We start from the raw sequence: 26,059 nt of genomic DNA on the forward strand, positions 1-26,059 counted from the left end.
GAGAGAATCCTAAGGTGTGCGAGAGAACTCTGGTTAAGGAACTCGGCAAAATGACCCCGTAACTTCGGGAGAAGGGGTGCTTTCTTAACGGAAAGCCGCAGTGAATAGGCCCAAGCGACTGTTTAGCAAAAACACAGCTCTCTGCGAAGCCGTAAGGCGAAGTATAGGGGGTGACACCTGCCCGGTGCTGGAAGGTTAAGGAGAGGGGTTAGCGTAAGCGAAGCTCTGAACTGAAGCCCCAGTAAACGGCGGCCGTAACTATAACGGTCCTAAGGTAGCGAAATTCCTTGTCGGGTAAGTTCCGACCCGCACGAAAGGTGTAACGATTTGGGCACTGTCTCAACCAGAGACTCGGTGAAATTATAGTACCTGTGAAGATGCAGGTTACCCGCGACAGGACGGAAAGACCCCGTGGAGCTTTACTGTAGCCTGATATTGAATTTTGGTACAGTTTGTACAGGATAGGCGGGAGCCATTGAAACCGGAGCGCTAGCTTCGGTGGAGGCGCTGGTGGGATACCGCCCTGACTGTATTGAAATTCTAACCTACGGGTCTTATCGACCCGGGAGACAGTGTCAGGTGGGCAGTTTGACTGGGGCGGTCGCCTCCTAAAGTGTAACGGAGGCGCCCAAAGGTTCCCTCAGAATGGTTGGAAATCATTCGTAGAGTGCAAAGGCATAAGGGAGCTTGACTGCGAGACCTACAAGTCGAGCAGGGACGAAAGTCGGGCTTAGTGATCCGGTGGTTCCGCATGGAAGGGCCATCGCTCAACGGATAAAAGCTACCCCGGGGATAACAGGCTTATCTCCCCCAAGAGTCCACATCGACGGGGAGGTTTGGCACCTCGATGTCGGCTCATCGCATCCTGGGGCTGTAGTCGGTCCCAAGGGTTGGGCTGTTCGCCCATTAAAGCGGTACGCGAGCTGGGTTCAGAACGTCGTGAGACAGTTCGGTCCCTATCCGTCGTGGGCGTAGGAAATTTGAGAGGAGCTGTCCTTAGTACGAGAGGACCGGGATGGACGCACCGCTGGTGTACCAGTTGTTCTGCCAAGGGCATAGCTGGGTAGCTATGTGCGGAAGGGATAAGTGCTGAAAGCATCTAAGCATGAAGCCCCCCTCAAGATGAGATTTCCCATAGCGTAAGCTAGTAAGATCCCTGAAAGATGATCAGGTTGATAGGTTCGAGGTGGAAGCATGGTGACATGTGGAGCTGACGAATACTAATAGATCGAGGACTTAACCATATAATATGAAGCAATGTTATCTAGTTTTGAAAGAATATAAAAACTTGTTGACTTTCAAAAGTAAATAAGTTAAAATGATTCTTGTCTTAAATGAATACAGTCTGGTAATGATGGCAGAGAGGTCACACCCGTTCCCATACCGAACACGGAAGTTAAGCTCTCTAGCGCCGATGGTAGTTGGGACCTTGTCCCTGTGAGAGTAGGACGTTGCCAGGCAAAATGGAGGATTAGCTCAGCTGGGAGAGCACCTGCCTTACAAGCAGGGGGTCGGCGGTTCGATCCCGTCATCCTCCACCATATATGTCGGAGGGGTAGCGAAGTGGCTAAACGCGGCGGACTGTAAATCCGCTCCTTCGGGTTCGGCAGTTCGAATCTGCCCCCCTCCACCATTCTTAATTATTGGGCTATAGCCAAGCGGTAAGGCAACGGACTTTGACTCCGTCATGCGCTGGTTCGAATCCAGCTAGCCCAGCCATTAAGAGCCATTAGCTCAGTTGGTAGAGCATCTGACTTTTAATCAGAGGGTCGAAGGTTCGAATCCTTCATGGCTCACCATTTTTAATAAAACATGCGGGTGTGGCGGAATTGGCAGACGCACTAGACTTAGGATCTAGCGCCTTTGGCGTGGGGGTTCGACTCCCTTCACCCGCACTTTTAATAAAATAACTCATACATGTCTTGCGGAAGTAGTTCAGTGGTAGAATACAACCTTGCCAAGGTTGGGGTCGCGGGTTCGAATCCCGTCTTCCGCTCCAATTTTCAATATGACATGCCGGGGTGGCGGAACAGGCAGACGCACAGGACTTAAAATCCTGCGGTGGGTGACCACCGTGCGGGTTCGACCCCCGCCCTCGGCACCATATGCGCCCGTAGCTCAATTGGATAGAGCGTTTGACTACGGATCAAGAGGTTAGGGGTTCGACTCCTCTCGGGCGCGCTTTTATTAACGGGAAGTGGCTCAGCTTGGTAGAGCACCTGGTTTGGGACCAGGGGGTCGCAGGTTCAAATCCTGTCTTCCCGATATTCCAAAAAACATGGGGCCTTAGCTCAGCTGGGAGAGCGCCTGCCTTGCACGCAGGAGGTCAGCGGTTCGATCCCGCTAGGCTCCACTTTATTTAATATATGTCTCGGAGGTATACCCAAGTTCGGCTGAAGGGATCGGTCTTGAAAACCGACAGGCGGTGAGAATCGCGCGGGGGTTCGAATCCCTCTACCTCCTCCATTTTCTTTTAAATGGTTTAGACATATAATAATAAAATATTTATTTTTCCTTCATGGAGGTATACCCAAGTTCGGCTGAAGGGATCGGTCTTGAAAACCGACAGGCGGCGAGAGTCGCGCGGGGGTTCGAATCCCTCTACCTCCTCCATTTTTTAAATTTAATATTGTCGCGGGGTGGAGCAGTACGGTAGCTCGTCGGGCTCATAACCCGAAGGTCGCAGGTTCAAATCCTGTCCCCGCAACCAAATGGTCCCGTGGTGTAGTGGTTAACATGCCTGCCTGTCACGCAGGAGATCGCCGGTTCGACCCCGGTCGGGACCGCCATTTATGTTGGCTCGGTAGCTCAGTCGGTAGAGCAGAGGACTGAAAATCCTCGTGTCGGCGGTTCGATTCCGTCCCGAGCCACCATTTTTTTTTATGCCGGCTTAGCTCAATTGGTAGAGCAACTGACTTGTAATCAGTAGGTTGGGGGTTCAAGTCCTCTAGCCGGCATCATTTAGGGGCATAGTTTAAAGGTAGAACTGAGGTCTCCAAAACCTCCAGTGTGGGTTCGATTCCTACTGCCCCTGTAAGTATATGGGCCTATAGCTCAGCTGGTTAGAGCGCACGCCTGATAAGCGTGAGGTCGATGGTTCGAGTCCATTTAGGCCCACCATATATTATTCCGCAGTAGCTCAGTGGTAGAGCTATCGGCTGTTAACCGATCGGTCGTAGGTTCGAGTCCTACCTGCGGAGCCATGGCCCGTTGGTCAAGTGGTTAAGACACCGCCCTTTCACGGCGGTAACACGGGTTCGAATCCCGTACGGGTCATACAAAAAAGAGTCAGCATTATGCTGGCTCTTTTTTATTTTGTTAATCCTTTTTATAATGTTACTTTCCAGAAATAAATAAAGGAATTTTGGAAAAGCTATGGTATGTATAAAAAGGAGGAAATAAATAATGACACAAGTTAGAGACTTAATGAGTACCCATATTGTACATTGTACACCACTAGACAATGTATATGAGGCAGCTGTAAAAATGAAGGAAGAATCGGTTGGATTAATTCCTGTTGTTGAAAATGAGCAAGTTGTTGGGCTTGTTACTGATCGAGATTTAGTTGTTCGAGGGATTGCTGAAAAACATCCTGGATCTAATAAAATTACAAATGTAATGACAACAAATATTATCTCAGTTTCTCCAAATGATTCTATTGAAAAGGCTACAGAGCTAATGGCACAGTATCAAATTAGACGGTTACCAGTAGTTGATAGTGGTCAGCTTATTGGCATGTTAGCACTAGGAGATTTAGCTATAAGGGAATCGGCAGATGATCAAGCTGGATTTGCCTTGAGCGAAATCTCAGAGCATACAGAATAAATTGAAACTTTAATTAACCGAGATTTTAATGGTCACTCATAAAGAGCTAAATTATATATAAAGTTCAGATGCATTATTCTAGTATATATGGATTAAACTAATATATTAGCGTGATGTATCTGATGCATTATATAATAAGTATATGGTGAATAATTTCGACAGTTTTTTAAAATTTGTTATTCTTAATTTTTAATAAGAGAAAAGATGATATACTGATAGATATAAGTATTATGAGAGATTTTGAATATAACAATATTAATTTTTAATGGTTCGATATTAAATTAATATTTCCTACATAGATGAAAAGGGAAGGGGAATTATATGAAGGCTGTACAGGGCGATCCAAATTGGAATTTGGTTACAGATACATATATAGAACCAAATAATTTCGCTGAATTATTTTCTTTGCTTGTACCTTGTCACCCAAAAGGTGAGGGGAAAGAACGAACTATATTAGTATGGAAAGAGAAAGAATTTTATAAAGAAGAAAATTTAGCGGCATTTATCGTATATGGCATGAATAAAGTAAAGAATTTACCGCAGTTTCATAAAGATGAAATTCCAACTTTAGTGCGTATTCTTCGCTTATGCCAAGAGATTGGTTGGTATGAAGAGGCAAATGCTTTTATGATAGCGCAAGGATTAGCTGAGTTTGTTCATACTTCATTGGAATATGAAACATGGGATCTTTTGACGCAATCAGTTGCTTTAAACTATTTAATTATTAAATATCGTATAGGTGAACTGACAGATAGGGATATTGAAATTTGGGATAGAGTTAAATTTAATGAGAAATGTATAACCGATTGTAAACATTTATTATCTCATAAAGAAGTATTGGAGTTTACATTCTTTTATATGTGCAAGAGAGCGAAATCATTATCAAAAGAGCAATTAAATAGTGATATGATGAGTTTAGCAATGTATTGTAATACTTTCGTATATGATTTATATACACATGATTTATTACGTAAATATCGTAAGTGTACAGATTTCCTATCATATTATGGACCTAGTCAGGCAGTTTTAGCATGTCAAAGAGCTGTATTATCTCAAATTTCCGATCGCTTAGACCCGTTAAAGACAACTCATGTAGATGATTATTTATATGTGATGAAAGAAATGATGGAGCATATGACGCTAGGAGTAATGGATCGATACGGTCATTTTATTGGAAAGCTACTATCTTATGTGCCATTTTTCGAAATGATACAAGTTCCACAGCATGCATATTATTGTGAAGAATTACTGTATATTTGTAAGGGCATTGAATATAAAGAAGAAACACTACGCAATTATATATTTATACAATTACATGATTGTTTACCATCATTCTTTAGGCTATTTCTTAAAAATAAGCGTTACGCAACGATTCATGATATTCTTTTCTATTGGTGCGATGACGAACAACGAATGAGCTTAGAGAAAAAATATAATCTGAGCTTTATTTATGAAAAATATGCTTGTGGATAAACAATATTTTCGATATGAAAAATTAATATAAATTAAAAAGGATCTCCAGTTTATGTGAGATCCTTTTTTGTTAGTAAAACAAGGAGAAAGTGATTAAGACAAGAAACAACATTCCATATAGGAGAAGTTGTGCAGTATAACTTCCTTGTATACCAAAAAAAGTATTGGCTTTCTTATACAAATTCAATATGTATTTTATTGGAGTATCTTTGAAAGATTGGTACACAGTGTCTCCTCTTTCTAAGCTTCTTGTTCTTGTTTTTGGTTATAAGGGACATTAATATATCTAGCTACAAATAATAAAACAGCCATAAAGAATATTGGAAATACAGTAGATAAATAAAAGCCATTACTAATTATATTTGTTATGAGAGCACTCAAAAGAAATATAGCGTTATAAATATGGGCAATTTTTTGTTTTAGTTGCACTTGAAATGATTCCATCATAATTTCTAATGCAACAAAAGCAATAATAATAGATAAAAATACAATGTTTGTATTGTAAATGATTAAACAACAGATTAAACCTAAAAAGGCTACGTATTCAATTATAAGAGGTATATTGCGTGGCATACAACTTACCTAACTAAATATGGCAGTGGATTTACTGCATTTGTTTTTTCAAAATTCCATTCTCCATTATGTAATTCAAAATGAAGATGTTGCCCGTATGAATGACCTGTGTTTCCCATATGACCTACTAATTGTCCAGTTTGTACTTGATCACCAGCTTGTACAGTGCGATCCTTCATATGAGCATAAACAGTTGTATATAATTTCCCATTGATTTGATGCGCAATGAAAACAACATTGCCATAGCTAGCTGAATAATAAGATTTCACAACTTTACCTGCAGCAGCAGCTTGGATAGAGACGTTCCCTGGAGCGGCAATATCTATACCATAATGCATTTGTTCCCAGCGTATATCAAAGGTTGAGCTAATTCTTCCTTGAGCAGGGAATTTGAAAGCAGCTGGAATAGATGAAGGCTGATCTGTTTTGGCTTGTGGTTGATTTTGTACTACATAGTGTTTTGCTACATATCCGTATCCTGTGCCAAAACGAATTTTATACCAAGTTCCTGCAGTTTCTACTACTTGTACTTGTGTACCTTTTTGTAATGAACCGAGTAGAGCGCTACTTGTACTAGTGTTGCTACGTACATTCAGATTAGGTGTTGCAACAGTATATTTTGTATTATTTTGAACGGTGATTCCTTTTACTAAGGGCTGTGAACCATTAGAGATGAATGCTTTTTGTACGTAACCTGTTTGGCCATTATGTGATATTTTATACCATTCGCCTTGATCTTCTTGAACGGTAATGAACTTGCCATTTGGTAATACATCTAAAATGGAAGATTCTAAATTAGGTTCGGAGCGAACGTTCAATGCATTAGCATTGACGATGTATTGATCATTAGATCGAAGTTTGTTTTTTAGTAAAATAGCATCTTTTTGTACATAACCTACTTTATTATGAACAGATACTTTATACCAACCATTAGTTATTTCAAGGATGTTCACTTTTGTATTAAAGCGAATTGTATCAATTGATGTGCTTTTTACGCTATCTTCTGTATGTAATGCTACTTGATCGACTTTGACATACCCAGTTTTAATATTAGATAATTGTTCAGCGTTTGCTTTTTGTACATTTGTTTCACCCATAGAAGGAAGTAAAGAAGCAATCGCTACAGTAGTTGCTGTTAAAGCAGTAGCTTTCATATTCATATAATAGAGACCTCCTCTAGTTGTATAGTTGTAATTTTATTATAGTATAAAGATATAATATAGTGGGTGTATTCACATAAATGTAATATGAAATCAATATAAAAATAAATTTTTTGAGGATAATGATTCCTTATTATCCAATTAATTAGGATAATAATTTCTAAGATAGAATATAAGTATTATATAGTTTTGTTATTTTGTTGACAATTGAGAAAATTAAAACAGTTGATGATGTCTTATTACGATGTTATACTGACAGTGATAATTTCATAGTTTGCTAGGAGAGCTGGTGTTGCCAGCTGAGAGTAGGCCGTAAGCCTTTGATCCTTTTCATTACCTGATCTAGATTATGCTAGCGTAGGGAAGCAATTCGGACACTAATAATAAGTCCCCGTTTCTTTGCGTATAGAAACGGGGCTTTTTTGTTTAAAAATTTCATATTGAAACCACTAGGGGTGCTTGTTGTGCTGAGAGAGGAATAATCCTTAACCCTTACAGACCTGATCTAGGTAATACTAGCGAAGGGAAGTGGAGCAACGAATAAATTATAATTTTATTTGCTGTAACCACTTCTTATTTAGAAGTGGTTTTTTATTTAAATACACATACCGGAAGGGGATAGCGAAATGAAATTTTGCGATAGATTATTAGAAACTGTACAACCAGTTTGGGAGATGAGTCATAATCATCCGTTTGTAGTAGGTATGGGGGATGGCACGTTAGAAAAAGATAAGTTTCAGTATTACATTATTCAAGATTATTTATATTTGTTAGATTATGCAAAGCTATATGCGATTGGTGTTGTAAAAGCAACAAATCCACAAGTAATGGGGAAATTTGCTGAACAAATTGATGGCATATTAAATGGAGAAATGACAATCCATAAACAATATGCAAAAAGACTGGGAATTTCTATAGAGGAGATAGAGTCTGCAAAGCCATCTGCTAAAAATTTGGCTTATACAAATTACATGATGTCTGTATCTCAAAATGGCACACTTGCGGAATTAATAGCAGCACTTCTTCCATGTATGTGGAGCTACTGGGAAATTGGAAAGCGTTTAAATGATATTTCTGGAGCAAGAGATCATGAGTTCTTTGGTGAGTGGATTCAAGGATATAGTTCTGAAGAATACGGTAACCTTTGTATTTGGTTAATCGATTTATTAAATGAAATGGCAGTTGGAAAGTCTGAAAAAGAGCTAGATCAATTAGAGGAGATTTTCCTATATTCCAGTCGATTTGAATATTTATTCTGGGATATGTCCTATCGTAAGGAGATGTGGGGATTTGAGGAGCAAGAACATACTACAGTTTCATAATGTTTCTTTTCATTATGATGAGAAACCAATCATCAATGAATTAAATGCTTCTATACAAGATAAAGAGTTTGTAAGTATTATCGGACCGAGTGGATGCGGGAAAAGTACTCTATTTCGCCTTATTACAGGTTTAGAAGAAGTAAGTACTGGGCAGATAGAGCTGACAGAAACGAAGAGCCATCCTGTAGGGTATATGCCCCAAAAAGATATGCTCCTGCCGTGGCGAACGATTATTGAGAATGCTGCTCTGCCGCTAGAGTGTCAAGGTGTACAGAAGAAAGAAGCACAAATAAAGGCCAAGGAACTGCTACATAAATTTGGCTTACAAGGGTATGAGACAAAATATCCGAAAGATTTATCTGGTGGTATGAGACAACGCGTATCTTTTATTCGGACTTTATTAACAGGTGGGGAGGTATTGTTGTTAGATGAACCGTTTAGCGCGTTGGACGCTTTAACGAAGGCATCTTTGCAAGAATGGCTGTTTGAACAATGGAAAGAGTGGGAAAAAACAATTTTATTTATCACTCATGATGTGGAAGAAGCGTTGTTTCTTTCTAATCGAATTTTAGTAGTAGAGCAGCAACCGATAACTACTTTAACCGAGAGGGTTGTACCGCTTGATTGTAATCGAACAAGAAAAGATTTATATAAACCTGAAGTGTTAGCGCTTAAAGATGAGCTTCTTAGTATGTTACAAAGGCAGGTACTCGTATGATGAACCGGTTGAAGGAGCTATTACCTGCCCTTACACTTTCTAGTATTTTACTTGCCTTTTGGGAAGTAGGCGCAAGGATCGTAGATGAAATGTACATTTTACCGTCACCGTCTGCGATTGTAATGAAGATATGGAAACTAAAAGATATATTATTTACGGTTCATTTGCCGGCAACATTATATGTCGTTTTAATAGGTGTGGCAATTTCTATCGTACTTGGGGTAGGGCTAGCGATGTTAATGAACGCGAGTAATTGGATGGAGAGAGCATTTTATCCATTATTAGTCGCTTCACAAACGATTCCTATTACAGCGCTTGCTCCGCTCTTCGTTTTATGGTTTGGATATACGATTTGGAGTAAAGTCGTTGTTACGGTTTTAATTACGTTTTTCCCGATTGCGGTCAATACGTATGATGGACTACGCAGTACGAAAAAAGAATGGGAAGAGCTTTTAGTTACATACGGGGCAACGAAAAAAGATGTTTTTCTTAAATTAAAATTGCCGTCTGCTCTTCCTTATTTTTTCTCAGCTTTAAAAATCGCAGTTCCGCTTAGTGTTATCGGAGCAGCAATTGGCGAATGGCTCGGTGCGCAAGCTGGGTTAGGATATTTCAGTAAAAGAATGATGACGCAGTTAGACGGAGCAGGTGTATTTGCACCCATTGTATTGTTATCATTACTAGCTATTTTCTTCGTCATCCTTATTTCGATATTAGAAAAGAAATTCATTAGTTGGAGGAAGCATTCATGAAATTATTAAAACGCATCTTTGTGTTTACATTATTAGTTGCAATGATTGCTGGATGTTCTAGTAATTCAGCATCAGATAAGAGTAAAAAAGAAAAAGAAATAACGGTCATGCTTGATTGGTACCCAAATGCGGTACATAGCTTTATTTATGCAGCAATTGAAAAAGGCTATTTTAAAGAAGAAGGAGTAAAGGTGAATATTAAATTCCCTTCTAATCCGACTGATCCATTAACTTTAGCAGCTGCAGGAAAAGTAACGGTTGGCTTATATTATCAACCAGATGTTGTTATGGCAAAAGCAAACGAACAAATTCCAGTGAAATCAATTGGAGCTGTCGTACGTTCCCCATTAAATCATGTTGTATCACTGAAGTCAGCAGGCATTCAATCGCCAAAAGATTTAGAGGGGAAAACAGTTGGATATTCTGGAACACCTTTAAGTGAGATGTATTTAAAAACGATGGTAAAAGAAGCTGGTGGTAATCCAGATACAGTGAAAGTAGTCGATGTTGGCTTTGATTTAGTACCAGCATTAATTACGAAAAAAGTGGATGCGGTAACAGGGGCATACATTAACCATGAAGTACCTGTTATGCGTCATGAAGGTCATGAACCAGCGTACTTTAATCCAGCAGATTATGGTGTACCGAATTATCATGAGCTTGTATTTGTAACAGGTGATAAAACGTTGAAAAAAGATAAAGAAGCGTTGCAAGCCTTCTTACGTGGTACGAAAAAAGGCTATGATTTCATGAAGAAAAATCCAGATGAAGCATTAAATATTTTATTAAATCATCAAGAAAAAGAAAACTTCCCGCTTGTGCCAGAAGTTGAAAAAGAAAGTATGAAAATTTTATTAGAGAAGATGGAAACGAAAGATGAGCCATTTTTATCAGATTCAAAAGAATCATGGGAAAAACAAAATAAATGGCTGAAAGACAAAGGAATGACGAAAGAAACCGTCCCAGCCGATGAACTATTCGAAAATATTTTAAAGTAGGCGAATGAATATGAAAAATGAGCTCCACGTAATCTCAAATGGCCATATGCCATTCGAAGAGTTAGTGAATGTAGCGATGCAAATTGAGAGTGAGATTGATTATTTGCATATTCGTGAGCGTGAGAAGAGTACGAAGGAATTATATGAAGGTGTGGAAAGTCTATTAATGGAGGGCTTTCCGGCTTCTAAAATTGTCATAAACGATCGAATTGATATCGCCATTTTATTAAATATTCCTCGTGTTCAACTAGGATATCGAAGTACAGATGTAAAGTCAGTGAAAGAAAAGTTTTCGTATTTGCATGTCGGTTATTCTGTGCATTCGCTAGATGAAGCAATAGTAGCTTTTAAAAATGGAGCGGATTCACTCGTTTATGGCCATGTATTTCCGACAGATTGTAAAAAAGGTGTGCCAGCGAGAGGGCTTGAAGAAATTTCAGACATTGCAAGGTGTTTATCTATACCGATTACAGCAATTGGAGGAATTACTCCTGAGAATACAAAGGATATTCTGGCAAGTGAAGTAAGTGGAATTGCTGTTATGTCTGGAATTTTAAGTAGTAGTAACCCGTATAGCAAAGCGAAGTCTTATAAGGAATCAATAAGAAAGTGGGCGGAAAAACATGTGTGAGAAGTATGATGTAGCGATTATTGGTGGTGGTGTAATTGGTAGTTCAGTTGCACATTTTCTAGCAGAAAGAGGACATAAAGTAGCGATTGTAGAGAAGCAAAAAATTGCATCGGAAGCTTCGAAAGCAGCTGCTGGTTTACTTGGTGTTCAAGCAGAATGGGATGCGTATGATCCGCTATTTGAACTTGCTAGAGAAAGCCGAGCTATATTTCCACAACTTGCAGCAGTTTTACGTGAAAAGACGGGTATTGATATTGGATATGAAGAAAAAGGAATTTATCGTATTGCTCAAAATGAAGATGAGAAGGAAAGAATTCTTCACATTATGGATTGGCAGCAGAAAATAGGTGAAGATTCTTATTTTCTAACGGGAGACCATGTGCGGGAAAAAGAGCCATATCTATCCGAATCTATTATAGGAGCAGTATATTATCCGAAAGACGGTCATGTTATTGCACCAGAGCTTACGAAAGCATTCGCACATTCTGCAGCGATTTCCGGTGCTGATATATATGAACAGACAGAAGTATTTGATATCCGTATTGAAAATAATAAAGTGACTGGAGTTATTACAAGTGAAGGTATTGTCACATGTGAGAAAGTCGTTATTGCAGGAGGTTCATGGAGCACGAAGTTACTCAGTTATTTTCACCGCGATTGGGGTACATATCCAGTTAAAGGAGAAGTGGTTGCGGTAAGAAGTAGAAAACAACTTTTAAAAGCACCTATTTTTCAAGAAAGATTTTACATTACTCCAAAGCGCGGTGGACGTTACGTAATTGGGGCAACAATGAAGCCACATACGTTCAATAAAACTGTGCAGCCAGAAAGTATAACTTCTATATTAGAGCGTGCTTATACAATATTGCCAGCTTTAAAAGAAGCAGAATGGGAAAGCACGTGGGCAGGATTAAGACCACAATCGAATCATGAAGCTCCTTATATGGGAGAGCATGAAGAAATAAAAGGTTTATATGCTTGCACGGGCCATTATCGAAACGGTATTTTATTAAGTCCTGTTTCTGGCCAATATATGGCTGATTTAATAGAAGGAAAGCAAGAGAATCATTTGCTAGATTCATTGCTTTCTAAAACGGTTTAGAAAGGGGATGGAAGTTTGAATTTGAAAATTAATGGTAATCAAATTGAAGTGCCAGAGAGTGTAAAAACAGTAGCCGAGCTACTTACACATTTAGAGCTAGATAACAGAATTGTTGTAGTAGAGCGTAATAAAGATATTTTACAAAAAGATGATCATACAGATACATCTGTTTTTGATGGAGACCAAATTGAGATTGTAACTTTCGTAGGAGGCGGTTGATTATGTTAAACATTGGACCATTTTCATTTCATTCTAGACTTTTATTAGGAACAGGTAAATTCCCTGATTTTGACGTGCAGCAAAAGGCAATTGACGTTTCTGAAGCTGAAATTTTAACGTTTGCAGTACGTCGTATGGATATCTTTGATGCAAAGCAACCTAATTTATTAGAGAAACTTGATGTGAAAAAATATACGTTATTACCAAATACAGCAGGGGCAAAAAACGCTGAAGAGGCTGTTCGTATTGCAAAATTAGCAAAAGCCTCTGGGCTTTGTGACATGATAAAGGTAGAAGTTATTGGTGATGATAGAACGTTATTACCTGATCCGGTAGAAACGTTAAAGGCATCTGAAATGTTACTAGAAGAAGGATTTATCGTACTTCCGTATACATCTGATGATGTTGTATTAGCACGTAAATTACAAGAGCTTGGCGTGCATGCGATTATGCCAGGAGCATCACCAATCGGTTCAGGGCTTGGTATTGTAAATCCATTAAATTTGAGCTTCATTATTGAACAAGCGACAGTACCAGTTATCGTTGATGCCGGTATTGGTAGTCCAGCTGATGCGGCATTTGCAATGGAATTAGGAGCGGATGGTGTGTTATTAAATACGGCTGTGTCAGGAGCAAAAGATCCTATTAAAATGGCACAAGCAATGAAATTAAGTATTGAGGCAGGACGTTTAGGATTTGAAGCAGGTCGTATTGCACGTAAGCGTTGTGCAACTGCAAGTAGTCCTTTAGAAGGAATGAGCGTAGTTGAATAATCGATATTCTCGCCAAGAACTATTTTCTCCAATTGGAGAAGAAGGACAGCAAAAGATAAGAGAAAAGCATGTGCTTATTATCGGTGCAGGTGCATTAGGTAGTGCAAATGCAGAGATGTTTGTAAGAGCAGGTGTTGGCAAGATAACAATTGTTGACCGTGATTATGTAGATTGGAGTAATTTACAAAGACAACAATTGTATGCAGAGAGCGACGTAAAGAATAATCTTCCAAAAGCTATAGCGGCTAAAAAACGTTTAGAAGAGATCAATAGTGATGTAACAATAGAAGCTCTCGTTCAAGATGTAACAGCTGAAGAGCTAGAAGAACTTGTTACAAATGTTGATGTAATGATTGATGCGACTGATAATTTTGAAACACGCTTTATTGTGAATGATATAGCACAAAAATATTCTATTCCATGGATTTACGGTGCATGTGTAGGTAGTTACGGTCTTTCTTACACAATCCTTCCTAGTAAAACACCATGTTTATCATGTTTATTACAGTCGATTCCGCTTGGCGGGGCAACATGTGATACAGCGGGTATTATATCACCTGCTGTATCTCTCGTCGTTTCTCATCAAGTAACAGAAGCTCTTAAACTGTTAGTAGAAGATTACGAATCACTGCGAGATGGACTTGTGTCATTTGATGTATGGAAGAATGAATATTCATGTATGAATGTGCAAAAGCTTCGTAAACACAATTGTCCTTCGTGCGGAGAGAATGCGATATACCCGTATTTAAATAAAGAAAACACATCGAAAACAGCAGTTTTATGCGGGCGAAATACAGTTCAAATTAGACCACCTCATAAAGAGGAAATGGATTTTGAGAGGTACAAAAAGCTGCTGGATGATCGTGTAAATGATTTAAATGTAAATCCATATTTATTATCATTTTCTGTGGAAGAAAAGAGATTAGTTGCTTTTAAAGATGGTCGTGTACTCGTACATGGAACGAAAGATATAAGCGAAGCAAAAACGATTTATCATCGCTATTTTGGATAGAAAAGGATGAGTGGGATGAAAGTGAATAAAGCTTTAACAATTGCAGGGTCTGATAGCGGCGGCGGTGCTGGAATTCAGGCAGATTTAAAAACATTCCAAGAGCTTGGTGTATACGGAATGACGGCTATTACGGCAATTACTGCTCAAAACACGCTTGGCGTTCAAGGGGTATATCCTGTTCCGTTAGAAGGTATTACAGAACAGCTGAATTCAATTGGTACGGATTTAACACCAGATGCAGTGAAACTAGGAATGTTATTTAGTAGTGAAATAATTCAAATTGTTGCAGAACAAATTAAAAAGTTTGGCTGGAATAATATTGTGCTAGATCCCGTTATGATTGCAAAAGGCGGTGCATCATTATTACAGCAAGAAGCAGTTCAAGCATTAAAAGAATATTTATTACCAGTAGCAACTGTTATAACACCGAATGTCCCAGAAGCAGAAGTGTTAACTGGGATGGAGATTCATAATATTGAAGATAGTAAGGAAGCTGCAAAAGTATTGCACGAATTAGGTGCTAAATATGTGCTTATGAAGGGCGGACATGCAGAATATCAAGGTAATGAAGTAATTGATTTCCTCTTTGATGGAGAAAAATTTATTGAGTTTAGAAGCGAGCGAATTCCTTCAAAGCAAACGCATGGAAGTGGGTGTACATTTGCTTCAGCGGTTACAGCAGGACTTGCGAAAGGATACTCAATTAAAGATGCTGTTCAAGAAGCAAAACGATTTATTAGTATAGCAATTGAAGAGCCATTGAATATTGGTAGTGGTCATGGACCGACGAATCATTTTGCGTATAAAGTGAATAGAACGCGTGTATAGATAAGTGAAAAGCCAGTTTTATAACTGGCTTTTTTTCTGTTTACTTTTTCAAAATACAGGAGTAATATATCAGCCAGAATATATTTTTTTGTAAACGCTGAGTCCAATTATATGGAGCGGAGGAACCAATTTGTGCGTCTGCACTAGGGGTGAATCTTTCAAATTTGAAAGTAGGGCTACTCTCAAAGTCCGAATCCGACAGCTAACTTCGTAAGCGTCTTGAGAGAGGACGGTGCCATGATGGATACATCACTTCATCGATCTGATTAGTATAGGGGAATATCAATCTATGTTTGATTTCTTTTATACTAAGGAGGATGAGGTACATGGAACTAACACTTATTTGTGTTGGAGAAGAAAGTAAGGTAGATAGTTTAAGAGATCTAGTATCATTTCAACATGAGTTAATTATTTTTACGGCAAATGAAGAGATAGCGGCTGAAGTTAGGAATTGTGGGTTTGATTGGACTTATAGTTGCAGTAAGGAGCAGGACTTTACTAGTATTTGTGAGTGTATTAAGAAGGTGATTTTACTAGGAGATGAGCTTCCAATCGTTAGTTTCTTCACAGAACACATTCGCTTTTCTTTTCAAGCACCTATTACTGTTGTTACAAGGAATAAACGATATCCAGCGAGGCTCTATGAAACAATTGGAGCTAAATTTGTCGTGTTTACGAATTGTGATAATATTTCTTTTTTATTTTTTGAATAGGGTGGAGGAAAAGAAGATGAAAGTGTTGTTACTAGGAGATATAGCGAATCGTTGGGCGATATCAGTAGAGCGAGTTCAAGAATTGGTGGTGCTGGATCCTATTTTTCCAAGGCCCTATATCATATTGCCATCGAAAGACGCTTTATATTTAAAAACAGATGTTATCGAATATGAGCAGCTACATGCAGAATTGTCACAAGTTTATATTCGCGGGAGAAATTTACGTGCTTTTTTACGAGGAGAATAAATAGTGAAATAAAAAGAGCGAATGCTAAGTGCAACAAGCTATGCACTTTATGTCATTCGCTCTTTTTATTTCGTATCGAAAAGATCATTTCTGTGAAAATGAAAGAAAAGACGAGTAAATAGATGAAAGAATATTAATAATACTCAATGTAAGCGTTTAAATAGATGGATATTTTCTTATTTTCAGTAATTTACCCCTTTACAAGTGAAATATAGAGGAGTATATTTACTCTCATAAATCATTCATAAAATTTCCAAAAAAACCTAAAATCGCTGAGTTCCAGAAATGGAGCGGGGGAACCAATTTTGTGCATCGTCACTTGGGGTGAATCTTTCAGTTTTGAAAGTAGGGCTACTCTTTAGGCCCGAATCCGACAGCTAACCTCGTAAGCGTTTAGAGAGGAGGTTTACTTTTTGTTGTTCATTTTTTGAACACTGAGTAGAGCTCAGTGTTCTTTTTTAATATTTAAATGGTAAATTTTAACAAAATGAAGAGAGGGATAGTTATGTTAGATGTTGTAATGGTCGGGATTTTTATTTTATTAGTTGCATCGATGGCAAGTCTTGCAAGTTGGTCAGATAAAGTTGTGAAAGAAGGAAAGCAATCATGATGATTGTCTTATCGGTTATAGTCGCAGCAATTACAGTGTATTTAGTGTATGCATTATTAAATCCAGAGAAGTTTTAATTAGGGGGAATCATTCATTATGATTTGGGTTGCAGTCATTATTACAATGCTCTTGTTTATTTTAGTAGCAAAGCCAACGGGGATTTATTTAGAGAAAGCTTTTCAAGGTAGCAAAACGCTAGATAAAGTATTCGGGCCTTTTGAAAAACTTATTTTTAAAATTACAGGTGTAAAAGCATACAATCAAACGTGGAAACAGTACGCATTATCATTAGTTTTACTCAATGGATTTATGATTGTTGTCGTATATTTCATTTTCAGATTACAAGGTGTGTTGCCGCTAAATCCAGCACATATTGAAGGAATGGAGCCTACGCTCGCTTTTAATACAGCAATTAGTTTTATGGCTGATACAAACTTACAGCATTATAGCGGTGAAAATGGTTTATCTTATTTATCACAATTAATCGGAATTACATTTTTAATGTTTGCAGCACCGGCAACGACATTAGCACTCGTTATGGCATTTATAAGAGGGCTCGCTGGAAAAGAACTTGGTAACTTTTTCGTTGATTTTACGAGAGCGTTAACGAGAGTTTTTCTTCCTATCGCATTTATTGCGGCGCTAGTCTTTGTCGCACTTGGTGTACCACAAACGTTAGACGGGGCCGTTACAGCACAAACGATTGATGGCGCGAAACAAAGTATATTACGTGGGCCAGTTGCATCATTCGTTTCCATTAAGGAACTTGGAAATAACGGCGGTGGATTTTTCGGAGCAAACTCTACGCATCCTTTTGAAAATCCAGGACAAATGAGTAATATTTTGCAAATGATGCTTATGATGTTATTACCAACAGCACTTCCATTTACGTACGGACGAATGGTAGGAAATAAAAAACAAGGTCGCATCCTTTTCGTTTCACTTTTTATGGTGTTTTTACTAGGATTTATAACAATTACGACATCTGAACTAAACGGGAATCCGGCATTAAATGGAATGGGTATCGAACATGTACAAGGAAGTACAGAAGGGAAAGAAGTACGATTTGGAACGGTATTTTCTTCACTATACGCAACGGTAACGACAGCTGCTGAAACAGGCGCCGTTAATACGATGCATGATACGTTAACACCAATTGGCGGTTTAGTTCCACTTGTAAATATGATGTTAAACACAGTATATGGCGGCGTTGGAGCAGGTTTTGTAAATATTATTATGTATGCAATTATTGCAGTGTTTATATCTGGGTTAATGGTTGGACGGACACCAGAGTTTTTAGGTAAAAAGATTGAAGGTAAGGAAATGAAATTAATTGCGGTCACGATTTTATTTCATCCATTGCTCATTTTAGGCTTTTCGGCATTAGCTCTTTCAACAAATTTAGGGACGGATGCTATTTCTCATTCCGGTTTCCACGGTTTAACGCAAGTTGTATATGAATATACATCGTCAGCTGCGAATAACGGATCTGGATTTGAAGGATTAGGAGATAATACACCGTTTTGGAATATTACGACTGGTTTAGTTATGTTTTTAGGACGTTACTTCAGTTTAATTACGATGCTAGCTGTGGCAGCTTCGTTGAAAGAAAAAACGGTAGTGCCAGAAACAGTCGGAACGTTCCGTACAGATAATAGTTTATTTGGTGGTATCTTTATCGGAACAATTGTAATTGTTGGTGCATTAACATTCTTCCCGATGTTAGTACTCGGACCAATTGCAGAATTTCTTACATTGAAGTAATGGAGGGTAAATGATGAGACCGGTAGTAGTAAAAGAAAAACAATTAAATGAGTCACAAATACATGCTGTAGAAGATGAAGTTAGACAAGCGAAAACGATGGATCGTGATATCGTAACACATGCGATGAAGCAATCCATTGCGAAATTGAATCCGAAAGTCATGATAAAGAATCCGATTATGTTCGTTGTGGAAATTGGATTTATCATTACGTTCATTTTATCTTTTCTTCCAAGTAGTTCTAGTAGTATACCAGGTTGGTTTAATATAACAGTTTCTCTCATTCTATTATTTACAGTTTTATTTGCGAATTTTGCAGAAGCATTAGCAGAAGGTCGTGGTAAAGCGCAAGCCGATTCTTTAAAGCAGTCGAAGAAAGATGTGTTTGCAAATGTTGTAAAAGAAAATGGAGACATTGTCCAAGTTTCAGCAACTGATCTTACAAAAGGTGACGTTGTTATCGTAAAACAAGGAGAAATGATTCCGAATGATGGCGAAGTAATCAAAGGATTAGCATCTGTAGATGAATCTGCAATTACAGGGGAATCAGCTCCTGTAATAAAAGAAGCGGGCGGCGATTTTTGTTCCGTAACAGGCGGGACGATGGTCGTAAGTGATGAGATTACAATTGTCATTACGAGTAATCCTGGTGAATCATTTATTGATAAAATGATTTCGTTAGTAGAAGGAGCTGCTCGTCAAAAAACGCCGAATGAGATTGCTTTAAATACAGTATTAACGAGTTTAACGCTTATTTTCTTAATCGTTGTTGTGACGTTGCCGATTTTTACAAACTATTTAGGATTTCAAATTGATACAGCTGTACTTGTAGCGTTGTTAGTTTGTTTAATTCCAACGACAATTGGTGGTTTATTATCAGCAATTGGTATTGCCGGGATGGACCGCGTGACAAAGTTCAATGTGTTAGCGATGTCGGGTAAAGCAGTAGAAGCTGCGGGTGATATTAATACAATCATTTTAGATAAAACAGGTACGATTACTTTCGGGAACCGAATGGCACATACATTGCTTCCTGTAGGAAATGAGACGATTGAGCAAGTAGGGAAATGGGCCGCGATTAGTTCAGTTTTAGATGAAACACCAGAAGGTCGATCAGTTATAGAATATGTAAAAACGAAAGCTATATCATATAATCGAGAAATTGCAGAGCAAGGTGATTTTGTTCCGTTCAAAGCAGAAACGAGAATGAGTGGTGTGGATTTACAGGATGGAACGAAAGTGAGAAAAGGTGCTGTAGGTAGCGTAATTGAATGGGTTAGGTCACAAGGTGGAACGATTCCGAAAGATGTAAATCAAAAAGCAGATTCCATTTCCAAAGAGGGCGGGACACCACTTGTAGTTGCAGTGGATAATCGTATTTACGGTTTAATTTATTTAAAGGATACAGTAAAGCCAGGTATGCGTGAGCGTTTTGAACAATTGCGCCAAATGGGGATTAAAACGGTTATGTGTACAGGTGATAACCCGTTAACAGCAGCAACGATTGCAAAAGAAGCAGGGGTAGATGAGTTTGTTGCTGAGTGTAAGCCAGAAGATAAAATTGCGGTTATTAAAGCAGAGCAAGATAAAGGGAAACTTGTAGCGATGACAGGTGATGGTACAAATGATGCGCCGGCATTAGCGCAGGCTGACGTTGGATTAGCGATGAATAGTGGTACGACAGCTGCGAAAGAAGCCGCGAATATGATTGATTTAGATTCGAACCCGACAAAAATTATTGAGGTTGTAGGAATCGGTAAGCAATTGTTAATGACGCGAGGTGCGTTAACGACGTTTAGTATTGCGAATGATATAGCAAAATATTTTGCGATTATTCCAGCAATGTTTACACTTGCGATTCCGCAAATGGAGGCATTAAACATTATGAAACTAACATCACCACTGTCAGCGATTTTATCAGCATTACTATTTAACGCTGTTATTATTCCATTACTCATTCCGTTAGCGATGAAAGGTATCGCATATAAACCAATGAGTTCGAATGCACTACTTGGCCGAAACCTACTTATTTATGGACTTGGCGGAGTGATTGTACCATTCATTGGAATTAAAGTAATTGATATGATTGTCGGCTTGTTTATATAAGGAAGAGGGGAAAAAGATGGAGAAGAAACAAAGTATACTATCACCAATTATCCGTATTACTTTTACATTTCTAGTGTTGTGTGGACTTGTATACCCACTTATTGTTACTGGTATTGCACAAGCAGTGATGAAGGATAATGCGGATGGAAGTCTAATATATAATGATAAAAATGAAGTGATTGGTTCTAAATTAATTGGTCAAAACTTCACGGATCCACGTTATTTTCAAGGGCGTGTTTCTAGTATTGAATATAAGGCTGAAGCATCTGGTTCAAATAACTATGCACCATCTAATCCAGATTTAGAGAAACGAGTAGAGAAAAGTATTGAAGAGTGGAAGAAACAAAATCGGGCTGTTCCGGTAACAGAAGTGCCGATTGATCTAGTGACGAATTCAGGTTCAGGGCTAGATCCTGATATTAGTCCGCAGGCAGCTTCTGTGCAGGTGGATCGTATCTCTAAATTAACGAATATTACGAAAGAAACGCTAAATCAGTTGATTAAAGATCAAACAGAAGGTGCTGCACTTGGCTTATTTGGAGAGAACCGCGTAAACGTTTTAAAGTTAAATTTAGAATTGCAGAAACTACTGAAATAGAAACAACGCTACCTCAATCTAACGGATTGAGGTAGCGTTGTTTCGAAAGAAAGGTTGTGAGTGTTTTGTATGCGGATGACTATAAACCAACTTTTCAAAGGCGAACACCAGAAGAGTATTTAGAATATATTCGTCAGCAAAACCGCGGGAAGTTAAAGTTATATGTAGGAGCGGCTCCAGGAGTAGGAAAAAGTTATAAAATGCTCTTTGATGCAAGAGAAATGAAAAAGGATGGTACGGATATTGTAATTGGTTTAATTGAAACGCACGGTAGAAAAGAGACGGAAGAAGCAATTGCTGATTTAGAAAAAGTTCCTTTAAAAGAAATAGAGTATAAAGGGAAAGTATTTTATGAACTCGATGTGGAAGGAATTATAAAACGTGCACCGCAAGTCGTTGTTGTGGATGAACTTGCGCATAGCAATATTCCTGGATCTAAAAATAAGAAACGTTATATGGATGTACAGGAATTGCTAGATGCCGGTATATCCGTCTTATCAGCTTTTAATATTCAACATTTAGAAAGTGTTCATGACATTGTTGCTCAAATTACGAATGTTAAAGTGCGAGAACGTATTCCAGATTTTATTTTACAAAAAGCAAATGAAATTCAGCTCGTTGATGCAACGCCGGAAGTATTAAGGAAGAGGTTAATAGATGGAAAGATATATAAGGAAGAAAAAATAGAGCAAAGCTTACAAAATTTCTTTACGCTTAATAATTTAGGGGCACTAAGAGAATTATCACTTCGGGAAGTGGCAGATGATATGGACGAGAAAATTAGCCAAACAGTAATAGAACCGATTGGTGTAAAAGAAAAAATTCTTGTTTGTGTACAATACAGTTCGACAGCGGAGAAATTAATACGACGGGGATGGCGCATGGCTGATCGGTTAAATGCTGAATTGTACGTATTAAACGTTGAGAGGGAAAATATAGATTCTATTTCAGCTGGGAAAAAGCAGACGATTGAAGAGTGGAAGTCGTTAACGAATCAATTTGATGCGAGTTTTGTTTTAGAAGAGGCAAAAGGAAGAAAGCCAGCGGATGTTATTATTGAAGTTGCGAAAAGACTACAAGTAACGCAAATTTTACTCGGACAATCAGCAAGAACAAGGTGGGAAGAAATTCGAAAAGGTTCAATTGTAAATGAAATTATGAGAGAAACGAAGTATATTGATATTCATATCGTTGCAGATCAAAGAGTTTAGAATAGAGACCATCTATAGGTCTCTATTTTGCTTTTTGTACAGCCTGAAAACGTAGCATTTTCATTGCGCATAAAATGATAAATAGAAATGTAATTGCACCTAGGAAGAAAATCCAAAAGTAATTTTGATTAAATACAAGAAATCCACCTACAAGTGGCCCTGTGCCCATACCGAGATAGCGTATGAAGTTATACATACCGATGGCTGTTGCGCGTTCTTGTACGAATTCCTCCGTTAATAAAGTAGTGTGAGTTGGCATAGAAAGTCCCATACTAAAACCGTATAAAGATGTAACGATAATGATGAATGAGATATTGATGCTATATGTGAAAGAGAATAAAGTGACACATATAATATTGAAGAAACTAGTGATGAATAAAGCTTGCTTTGTTGTGAGGCGTTTTTGCAAAAGCTTGTAGCAATAACTTCCTAGCATGATAGAAAGAGACATTGGTACAAACATAAGACCAATTGCATTTGCAGCTAAATGAAATGAATTTGCTAAAATGCTCGGTAAAAAAACGAGAAAGCAAAAGTAAATACAAAATTGAATGAAGCCAATAAGAGTAATAGAAAATCCAGTTTTATTTTTTAAGATAAGAGAGTAATTCTTTTGTTCTTTAGACCGCTTAATTACATTTGGCTTTGTTTCTGGAAGTAGTGAAATGTTTATAATTAATAAGATAATGCCAAGTGTAGATAAAAAGAGAAATACAGATAAGTGACCATGTATACTGCCAAGATAACCACCTATGAGTGGAGCCATTGCAGGTGCGAGAGCAAGTAACATTTGATACAGGCTCATCGCTTCTCCGCGTTCTTTTCCTTCAAATAAATCGCCGATAATCGTTGCTGAAACTACAGGTATAGCCGCTATTCCTATAGCTTGAACAGCTCTAAAAAAGAGAAATAAATAAATGTTTGCCGAAAAAGCACATCCGATTGAACCAATTGTACTAATGACTAAACTAGGGATAAGGACAGATTTTCTCCCTTTTGTATCAATTAAAGGTCCATATACGAGCTGCATAATTGCAAGAACGAATGTGAAAAGTGAAACTGTTACATTTACAAGATAAAGAGAAGTGTGAAAAGAATTTTGAATCATCGGTAAGATAGGTGTGTAAATATTTTGAGCGAAGGAACCGAGTAAGGCACTAATACAGACAACATATAAAATGAAAGTTAGTTTAGATTTTTTCATCTTGTTAACCTCCTTGTATTTTAGTTTCCTTGGAAACTAAATTTATTTTAACATGATTTTCTCACTTGTAAAGATGAAAAAATAATTTTAAAATGGTATATAGTTAAATTGTTTCTTTGGAAACTTGGGAGGCGAACGGATTGAAGCATACAACGAAGCAAATGGAAATACTGTCGGACATTCGTACACTTTTGCATAAAAAAGAAGAACATTTAAAACGACAAAACGAGAAGTTTTTTTATGAGACAGGTGTAAGTAGTATGTCTTTATCTGAGTTACATGTAATCGAATGTATCGGAAAAAATGGTTTGATGAATGTAACGGCAATCACGATAGAAATGGGCATGACGAAGGGAGCGATCTCTAAAATTTGTACAAAGTTGTTTCAAAAGCAATTCGTTGAGAAGATGCAAATGTTAGATAATCAAAAAGAAATCTTCTTCCGCTTAACGGAAAGTGGGAATGAAATATATATAGCTCATGAAAAATTGCATAAGCAAGCTGAAGAAAAGTGGCTGTTACTTTTAGATGGTTATACGAAAGCAGAGCAAGACTTTATTCAAAGGTTTATAAAGGATGTCTCAGATCATTTGGAAATATAATTGGAAGAAAAAACTCCTTTTTCTCAAGTCTTTTGAATATAATTTCTGAAAGAACTCATATATAATAGAAAAAGATACTTAACATGGTGAATAATTAAAGAGTCAATATATATAGAGGAGAGAGTAACATGCTTGAAAATACGGGGTTAGTATTAGAAGGCGGCGGTATGCGTGGTGTATATACGGGCGGGATATTAGAATATTTTATGGAACAAGATTTATATTTTTCATATGTAATCGGTGTATCAGCTGGTGCTTGTCATGCAGCGTCGTATCTTTCCAGACAAAGAAATAGAAATAAAACAGTAAATATTGATTATGCATCACACCCGCAATATTTATCGTATAAAAACTTATGGAGAAAACGCCAATTATTTGATATGGAGTTCATTTTTCATGAGATTCCAGAAAAGCATGTACCGTTTGATTTTGAAACATACTTTAATAGTCCAGAGCGTTTCCTTGTAGGCACAACAGATTGTGAAACAGGACAGTCTGTTTATTTTGAAAAAGAGGGGACAAATGATGATGCACTAAATTTATTACAAGCATCTAGTTCATTACCTTTCATTGCACCTGTAGTAAATTACCGTGGTAAGCAGTTATTAGATGGAGGAATTTCTGATCCGATTCCAGTTCGTAAAGCGCAAGAAGATGGATTTAAAAAATTAGTCGTTATTTTAACGAGAAATCACGGTTACGCGAAGAAAAAATCAAAGTTTGGATGGATTGCAGCGAAAGCGTATAAAAAATATCCGAACCTTGTTAACACGATGCTGAATCGTTATGAAGTGTATAATGAAACGCTTCACTACATTGAAAAAGAAGAGCAAGCGGGTAATTTATTTGTTATTCGCCCAGAAGTGCCGCTTCAAGTAGATCGTATGGAAAAAGATACAGCAAAACTACAAAATTTATACGAGCAAGGCTATGAAGATGCAAAGAGACAGTTTGCAGATTTACAGTCGTTTTTACAAAAATAATGATTAGGCTGCGGAGAAGAATTTCTCTGCAGTCTTTTTATATTGCTACTTATACGTTACTTTTTAAAAATGTATGAATGTTTAAGTGTTTAAAGAGTTTGTAAAACATCGAGGTTTCTTATTGAGGAGAATTTATTTGAAGGATATTATGATGATGTAGCGCTACTAAACTATTAAATTTATGAGGTGCTTGTTAATGAAAGGAAAAGTTTTTTCAATTACGACTTTAGTATTATTAGCAACATCAATCTCAACAAGTGCATTCTATCCAACTCTAAGCGGTCACAAAAGCGGTAACCTACTATCTTACAGAGCTCAAACTACTACGAATCAAAATGCATCTCGTTGTTCAGTAGCAATTTCTTTTATTAAATCAAATGGAAATAATTCATATATTGAAAGCGCTTCAGACAAATTAGGATCCCATGAATCTGGAAGAGCATTAAACGCAACTGTGAGTAATGGTGCATATAACGCCTTTGGTGCAAAAGGACTATACTCGGAGCACTATGCGAATGAGAATAATGACTATCAAGAAGATACACACAAAGGTACTTTTGATAGTAATGGTAACTTACGATTACAGTGGTAAAAAATATTAAACAGTTGTTTTTATAAATATTTGGATAAGGAGAAG

The 26,059-nt window shown here is 37.7% G+C and carries 26 protein-coding genes, 20 tRNA genes, 2 rRNA genes and 4 riboswitches (1 of these 52 running past the window's edge); of the genes, 45 read left to right on the forward strand and 3 right to left on the reverse strand.

All coding sequences use genetic code 11. The features are described from left to right. The 24 genes from NZ044_RS03900 to NZ044_RS04015 form a co-directional block, all read left to right on the forward strand. Nucleotides 1–1,244 (forward strand): 23S ribosomal RNA (locus NZ044_RS03900) (it extends 1,678 nt beyond the left edge of the window). Between the two features lie 100 nt (nt 1,245–1,344). Beyond that, a 5S ribosomal RNA gene (gene rrf / locus NZ044_RS03905) occupies nt 1,345–1,460 on the forward strand. A 5-nt stretch (nt 1,461–1,465) separates the two neighbouring features. Beyond that, nucleotides 1,466–1,541 (forward strand) — tRNA-Val (locus NZ044_RS03910). An 8-nt stretch (nt 1,542–1,549) separates the two neighbouring features. Then, nucleotides 1,550–1,633: transfer RNA gene (locus tag NZ044_RS03915), tRNA-Tyr, on the forward strand. Between the two features lie 11 nt (nt 1,634–1,644). Further along, nucleotides 1,645–1,719 (forward strand) — tRNA-Gln (locus NZ044_RS03920). Between the two features lie 4 nt (nt 1,720–1,723). Then, nucleotides 1,724–1,799: transfer RNA gene (locus NZ044_RS03925), tRNA-Lys, on the forward strand. 15 nt (nt 1,800–1,814) lie between these two features. After that, nucleotides 1,815–1,895 (forward strand) — tRNA-Leu (locus tag NZ044_RS03930). 29 nt (nt 1,896–1,924) lie between these two features. Then, nucleotides 1,925–1,999, forward strand: a tRNA-Gly gene (locus NZ044_RS03935). A gap of 16 nt (nt 2,000–2,015) precedes the next feature. Then, nucleotides 2,016–2,104, forward strand: a tRNA-Leu gene (locus tag NZ044_RS03940). 3 nt (nt 2,105–2,107) lie between these two features. Further along, nucleotides 2,108–2,181, forward strand: a tRNA-Arg gene (locus NZ044_RS03945). 10 nt (nt 2,182–2,191) lie between these two features. Beyond that, nucleotides 2,192–2,265, forward strand: a tRNA-Pro gene (locus NZ044_RS03950). Nucleotides 2,266–2,280: 15 nt separating this feature from the next. After that, nucleotides 2,281–2,353: transfer RNA gene (locus tag NZ044_RS03955), tRNA-Ala, on the forward strand. Between the two features lie 20 nt (nt 2,354–2,373). Next, nucleotides 2,374–2,466 (forward strand) — tRNA-Ser (locus NZ044_RS03960). A gap of 54 nt (nt 2,467–2,520) precedes the next feature. Beyond that, nucleotides 2,521–2,613, forward strand: a tRNA-Ser gene (locus NZ044_RS03965). Nucleotides 2,614–2,633: 20 nt separating this feature from the next. Then, a tRNA-Met gene (locus NZ044_RS03970) sits at nt 2,634–2,710 on the forward strand. Between the two features lie 3 nt (nt 2,711–2,713). Continuing rightward, nucleotides 2,714–2,789 (forward strand) — tRNA-Asp (locus NZ044_RS03975). A gap of 8 nt (nt 2,790–2,797) precedes the next feature. Then, nucleotides 2,798–2,873 (forward strand) — tRNA-Phe (locus NZ044_RS03980). Nucleotides 2,874–2,884: 11 nt separating this feature from the next. Beyond that, a tRNA-Thr gene (locus tag NZ044_RS03985) sits at nt 2,885–2,957 on the forward strand. A gap of 6 nt (nt 2,958–2,963) precedes the next feature. Next, a tRNA-Trp gene (locus NZ044_RS03990) sits at nt 2,964–3,034 on the forward strand. A gap of 9 nt (nt 3,035–3,043) precedes the next feature. Then, a tRNA-Ile gene (locus tag NZ044_RS03995) sits at nt 3,044–3,120 on the forward strand. A gap of 8 nt (nt 3,121–3,128) precedes the next feature. Then, nucleotides 3,129–3,203 (forward strand) — tRNA-Asn (locus tag NZ044_RS04000). Between the two features lies 1 nt (nt 3,204). Continuing rightward, nucleotides 3,205–3,276 (forward strand) — tRNA-Glu (locus tag NZ044_RS04005). A gap of 129 nt (nt 3,277–3,405) precedes the next feature. Continuing rightward, nucleotides 3,406–3,825, forward strand: a complete 420-nt coding sequence (locus tag NZ044_RS04010; RefSeq protein WP_000195542.1) for a CBS domain-containing protein — start codon at nt 3,406–3,408, stop codon at nt 3,823–3,825. A 321-nt stretch (nt 3,826–4,146) separates the two neighbouring features. Further along, nucleotides 4,147–5,298, forward strand: a complete 1,152-nt coding sequence (locus NZ044_RS04015) for a DUF3965 domain-containing protein (protein WP_000648916.1) — start codon at nt 4,147–4,149, stop codon at nt 5,296–5,298. A 240-nt stretch (nt 5,299–5,538) separates the two neighbouring features. Here the strand turns inward: NZ044_RS04015 and NZ044_RS04020 are convergent, their stop codons facing one another. Further along, entirely contained in the window at nt 5,539–5,871 is a 333-nt protein-coding gene (locus NZ044_RS04020) for a hypothetical protein (RefSeq protein ID WP_001137820.1), read from the reverse strand. 5 nt (nt 5,872–5,876) lie between these two features. Further along, on the reverse strand, nt 5,877–7,031 hold the full coding sequence (locus NZ044_RS04025; RefSeq protein ID WP_001056038.1) for an SH3 domain-containing protein: 1,155 nt from the start codon (nt 7,029–7,031) through the stop codon (nt 5,877–5,879). Between the two features lie 269 nt (nt 7,032–7,300). Next, nucleotides 7,301–7,412: riboswitch (TPP riboswitch) on the forward strand. Nucleotides 7,413–7,472: 60 nt separating this feature from the next. Further along, nucleotides 7,473–7,575, forward strand: a riboswitch (TPP riboswitch). A gap of 82 nt (nt 7,576–7,657) precedes the next feature. Between NZ044_RS04025 and tenA the strand changes: the two genes are divergently transcribed. The 18 genes from tenA to kdpDN all read left to right on the forward strand — a co-directional run bounded on the left by tenA (nt 7,658) and on the right by kdpDN (nt 22,633). Further along, the gene (gene tenA / locus NZ044_RS04030) at nt 7,658–8,353 is read left to right on the forward strand and encodes a thiaminase II (protein ID WP_000666835.1); all 696 of its coding nucleotides are present in this window, start codon (nt 7,658–7,660) and stop codon (nt 8,351–8,353) included. Beyond that, the gene (locus tag NZ044_RS04035) at nt 8,322–9,071 is read left to right on the forward strand and encodes an ABC transporter ATP-binding protein (protein WP_001256821.1); all 750 of its coding nucleotides are present in this window, start codon (nt 8,322–8,324) and stop codon (nt 9,069–9,071) included. Before tenA ends, NZ044_RS04035 begins: the two co-directional genes overlap by 32 nt. Next, nucleotides 9,071–9,823 (forward strand): ABC transporter permease, encoded by a 753-nt coding sequence (locus NZ044_RS04040; protein WP_002162925.1) that lies wholly within the window; start codon nt 9,071–9,073, stop codon nt 9,821–9,823. Before NZ044_RS04035 ends, NZ044_RS04040 begins: the two co-directional genes overlap by 1 nt. Beyond that, the gene (locus NZ044_RS04045) at nt 9,820–10,821 is read left to right on the forward strand and encodes an ABC transporter substrate-binding protein (RefSeq protein ID WP_000771336.1); all 1,002 of its coding nucleotides are present in this window, start codon (nt 9,820–9,822) and stop codon (nt 10,819–10,821) included. Before NZ044_RS04040 ends, NZ044_RS04045 begins: the two co-directional genes overlap by 4 nt. Before the next feature lie 10 nt (nt 10,822–10,831). Then, entirely contained in the window at nt 10,832–11,452 is a 621-nt protein-coding gene (gene tenI / locus NZ044_RS04050) for a thiazole tautomerase TenI (protein WP_000787168.1), read from the forward strand. Then, complete coding sequence (gene thiO / locus NZ044_RS04055) at nt 11,445–12,554, forward strand: glycine oxidase ThiO (protein ID WP_000333297.1); 1,110 nt, start codon at nt 11,445–11,447, stop codon at nt 12,552–12,554. Before tenI ends, thiO begins: the two co-directional genes overlap by 8 nt. A 15-nt stretch (nt 12,555–12,569) precedes the next feature. Further along, nucleotides 12,570–12,773, forward strand: coding sequence for a sulfur carrier protein ThiS (gene thiS / locus NZ044_RS04060; RefSeq protein ID WP_001049505.1), 204 nt, complete (start codon nt 12,570–12,572; stop codon nt 12,771–12,773). Nucleotides 12,774–12,775: 2 nt separating this feature from the next. After that, nucleotides 12,776–13,546, forward strand: coding sequence for a thiazole synthase (thiG, locus tag NZ044_RS04065; protein WP_000931981.1), 771 nt, complete (start codon nt 12,776–12,778; stop codon nt 13,544–13,546). Beyond that, on the forward strand, nt 13,539–14,558 hold the full coding sequence (thiF, locus tag NZ044_RS04070; protein WP_001065427.1) for a thiazole biosynthesis adenylyltransferase ThiF: 1,020 nt from the start codon (nt 13,539–13,541) through the stop codon (nt 14,556–14,558). The genes thiG and thiF overlap by 8 nt, the downstream gene beginning before the upstream one ends. Nucleotides 14,559–14,573: 15 nt before the next feature. Next, nucleotides 14,574–15,386: a bifunctional hydroxymethylpyrimidine kinase/phosphomethylpyrimidine kinase gene (gene thiD / locus NZ044_RS04075; protein WP_000867375.1), complete on the forward strand. Its 813-nt coding sequence runs from the start codon at nt 14,574–14,576 to the stop codon at nt 15,384–15,386. Nucleotides 15,387–15,471: 85 nt separating this feature from the next. Then, a riboswitch (cyclic di-AMP (ydaO/yuaA leader) is annotated at nt 15,472–15,619 on the forward strand. Between the two features lie 93 nt (nt 15,620–15,712). Then, complete coding sequence (locus tag NZ044_RS04080) at nt 15,713–16,099, forward strand: hypothetical protein (RefSeq protein WP_000424067.1); 387 nt, start codon at nt 15,713–15,715, stop codon at nt 16,097–16,099. Between the two features lie 16 nt (nt 16,100–16,115). Next, a complete protein-coding gene (locus NZ044_RS04085; RefSeq protein WP_000866301.1) occupies nt 16,116–16,346 on the forward strand; it encodes a hypothetical protein in 231 nt (76 codons plus the stop codon). A gap of 260 nt (nt 16,347–16,606) precedes the next feature. Further along, a riboswitch (cyclic di-AMP (ydaO/yuaA leader) is annotated at nt 16,607–16,752 on the forward strand. 99 nt (nt 16,753–16,851) lie between these two features. After that, nucleotides 16,852–16,956 carry a SipW-dependent-type signal peptide-containing protein gene (locus NZ044_RS04090; protein WP_000887894.1) on the forward strand — a complete coding sequence of 35 codons (105 nt, stop codon included), beginning with the start codon at nt 16,852–16,854 and terminating at the stop codon, nt 16,954–16,956. Beyond that, nucleotides 16,956–17,033 (forward strand): K(+)-transporting ATPase subunit F, encoded by a 78-nt coding sequence (gene kdpF, locus NZ044_RS04095; RefSeq protein WP_223153441.1) that lies wholly within the window; start codon nt 16,956–16,958, stop codon nt 17,031–17,033. Before NZ044_RS04090 ends, kdpF begins: the two co-directional genes overlap by 1 nt. Before the next feature lie 19 nt (nt 17,034–17,052). Then, entirely contained in the window at nt 17,053–18,720 is a 1,668-nt protein-coding gene (gene kdpA / locus NZ044_RS04100) for a potassium-transporting ATPase subunit KdpA (protein WP_000638328.1), read from the forward strand. 13 nt (nt 18,721–18,733) lie between these two features. After that, nucleotides 18,734–20,824 carry a potassium-transporting ATPase subunit KdpB gene (kdpB, locus tag NZ044_RS04105; protein ID WP_118961973.1) on the forward strand — a complete coding sequence of 697 codons (2,091 nt, stop codon included), beginning with the start codon at nt 18,734–18,736 and terminating at the stop codon, nt 20,822–20,824. Between the two features lie 16 nt (nt 20,825–20,840). Beyond that, the gene (gene kdpC, locus NZ044_RS04110) at nt 20,841–21,422 is read left to right on the forward strand and encodes a K(+)-transporting ATPase subunit C (protein WP_000412611.1); all 582 of its coding nucleotides are present in this window, start codon (nt 20,841–20,843) and stop codon (nt 21,420–21,422) included. Nucleotides 21,423–21,478: 56 nt separating this feature from the next. Then, a complete protein-coding gene (kdpDN, locus tag NZ044_RS04115; protein WP_074790778.1) occupies nt 21,479–22,633 on the forward strand; it encodes a KdpD-like non-kinase potassium sensor in 1,155 nt (384 codons plus the stop codon). Between the two features lie 22 nt (nt 22,634–22,655). Here the strand turns inward: kdpDN and NZ044_RS04120 are convergent, their stop codons facing one another. Then, a complete protein-coding gene (locus tag NZ044_RS04120) occupies nt 22,656–23,837 on the reverse strand; it encodes an MFS transporter (protein WP_000748724.1) in 1,182 nt (393 codons plus the stop codon). A 140-nt stretch (nt 23,838–23,977) separates the two neighbouring features. Between NZ044_RS04120 and NZ044_RS04125 the strand changes: the two genes are divergently transcribed. The 3 genes from NZ044_RS04125 (at nt 23,978) to NZ044_RS04135 (ending at nt 26,014) form a co-directional block, all read left to right on the forward strand. After that, complete coding sequence (locus NZ044_RS04125; protein WP_000683325.1) at nt 23,978–24,439, forward strand: MarR family transcriptional regulator; 462 nt, start codon at nt 23,978–23,980, stop codon at nt 24,437–24,439. Nucleotides 24,440–24,567: 128 nt separating this feature from the next. Next, the gene (locus tag NZ044_RS04130; protein WP_098505633.1) at nt 24,568–25,422 is read left to right on the forward strand and encodes a patatin-like phospholipase family protein; all 855 of its coding nucleotides are present in this window, start codon (nt 24,568–24,570) and stop codon (nt 25,420–25,422) included. A gap of 196 nt (nt 25,423–25,618) precedes the next feature. Next, nucleotides 25,619–26,014 (forward strand): hypothetical protein, encoded by a 396-nt coding sequence (locus NZ044_RS04135; RefSeq protein ID WP_000676983.1) that lies wholly within the window; start codon nt 25,619–25,621, stop codon nt 26,012–26,014. Nucleotides 26,015–26,059 lie beyond the last annotated feature (45 nt).

The sequence above is a fragment of the Bacillus sp. FSL K6-1338 genome (assembly GCF_038006965.1).
GTDB lineage: Bacteria > Bacillota > Bacilli > Bacillales > Bacillaceae_G > Bacillus_A > Bacillus_A thuringiensis_S.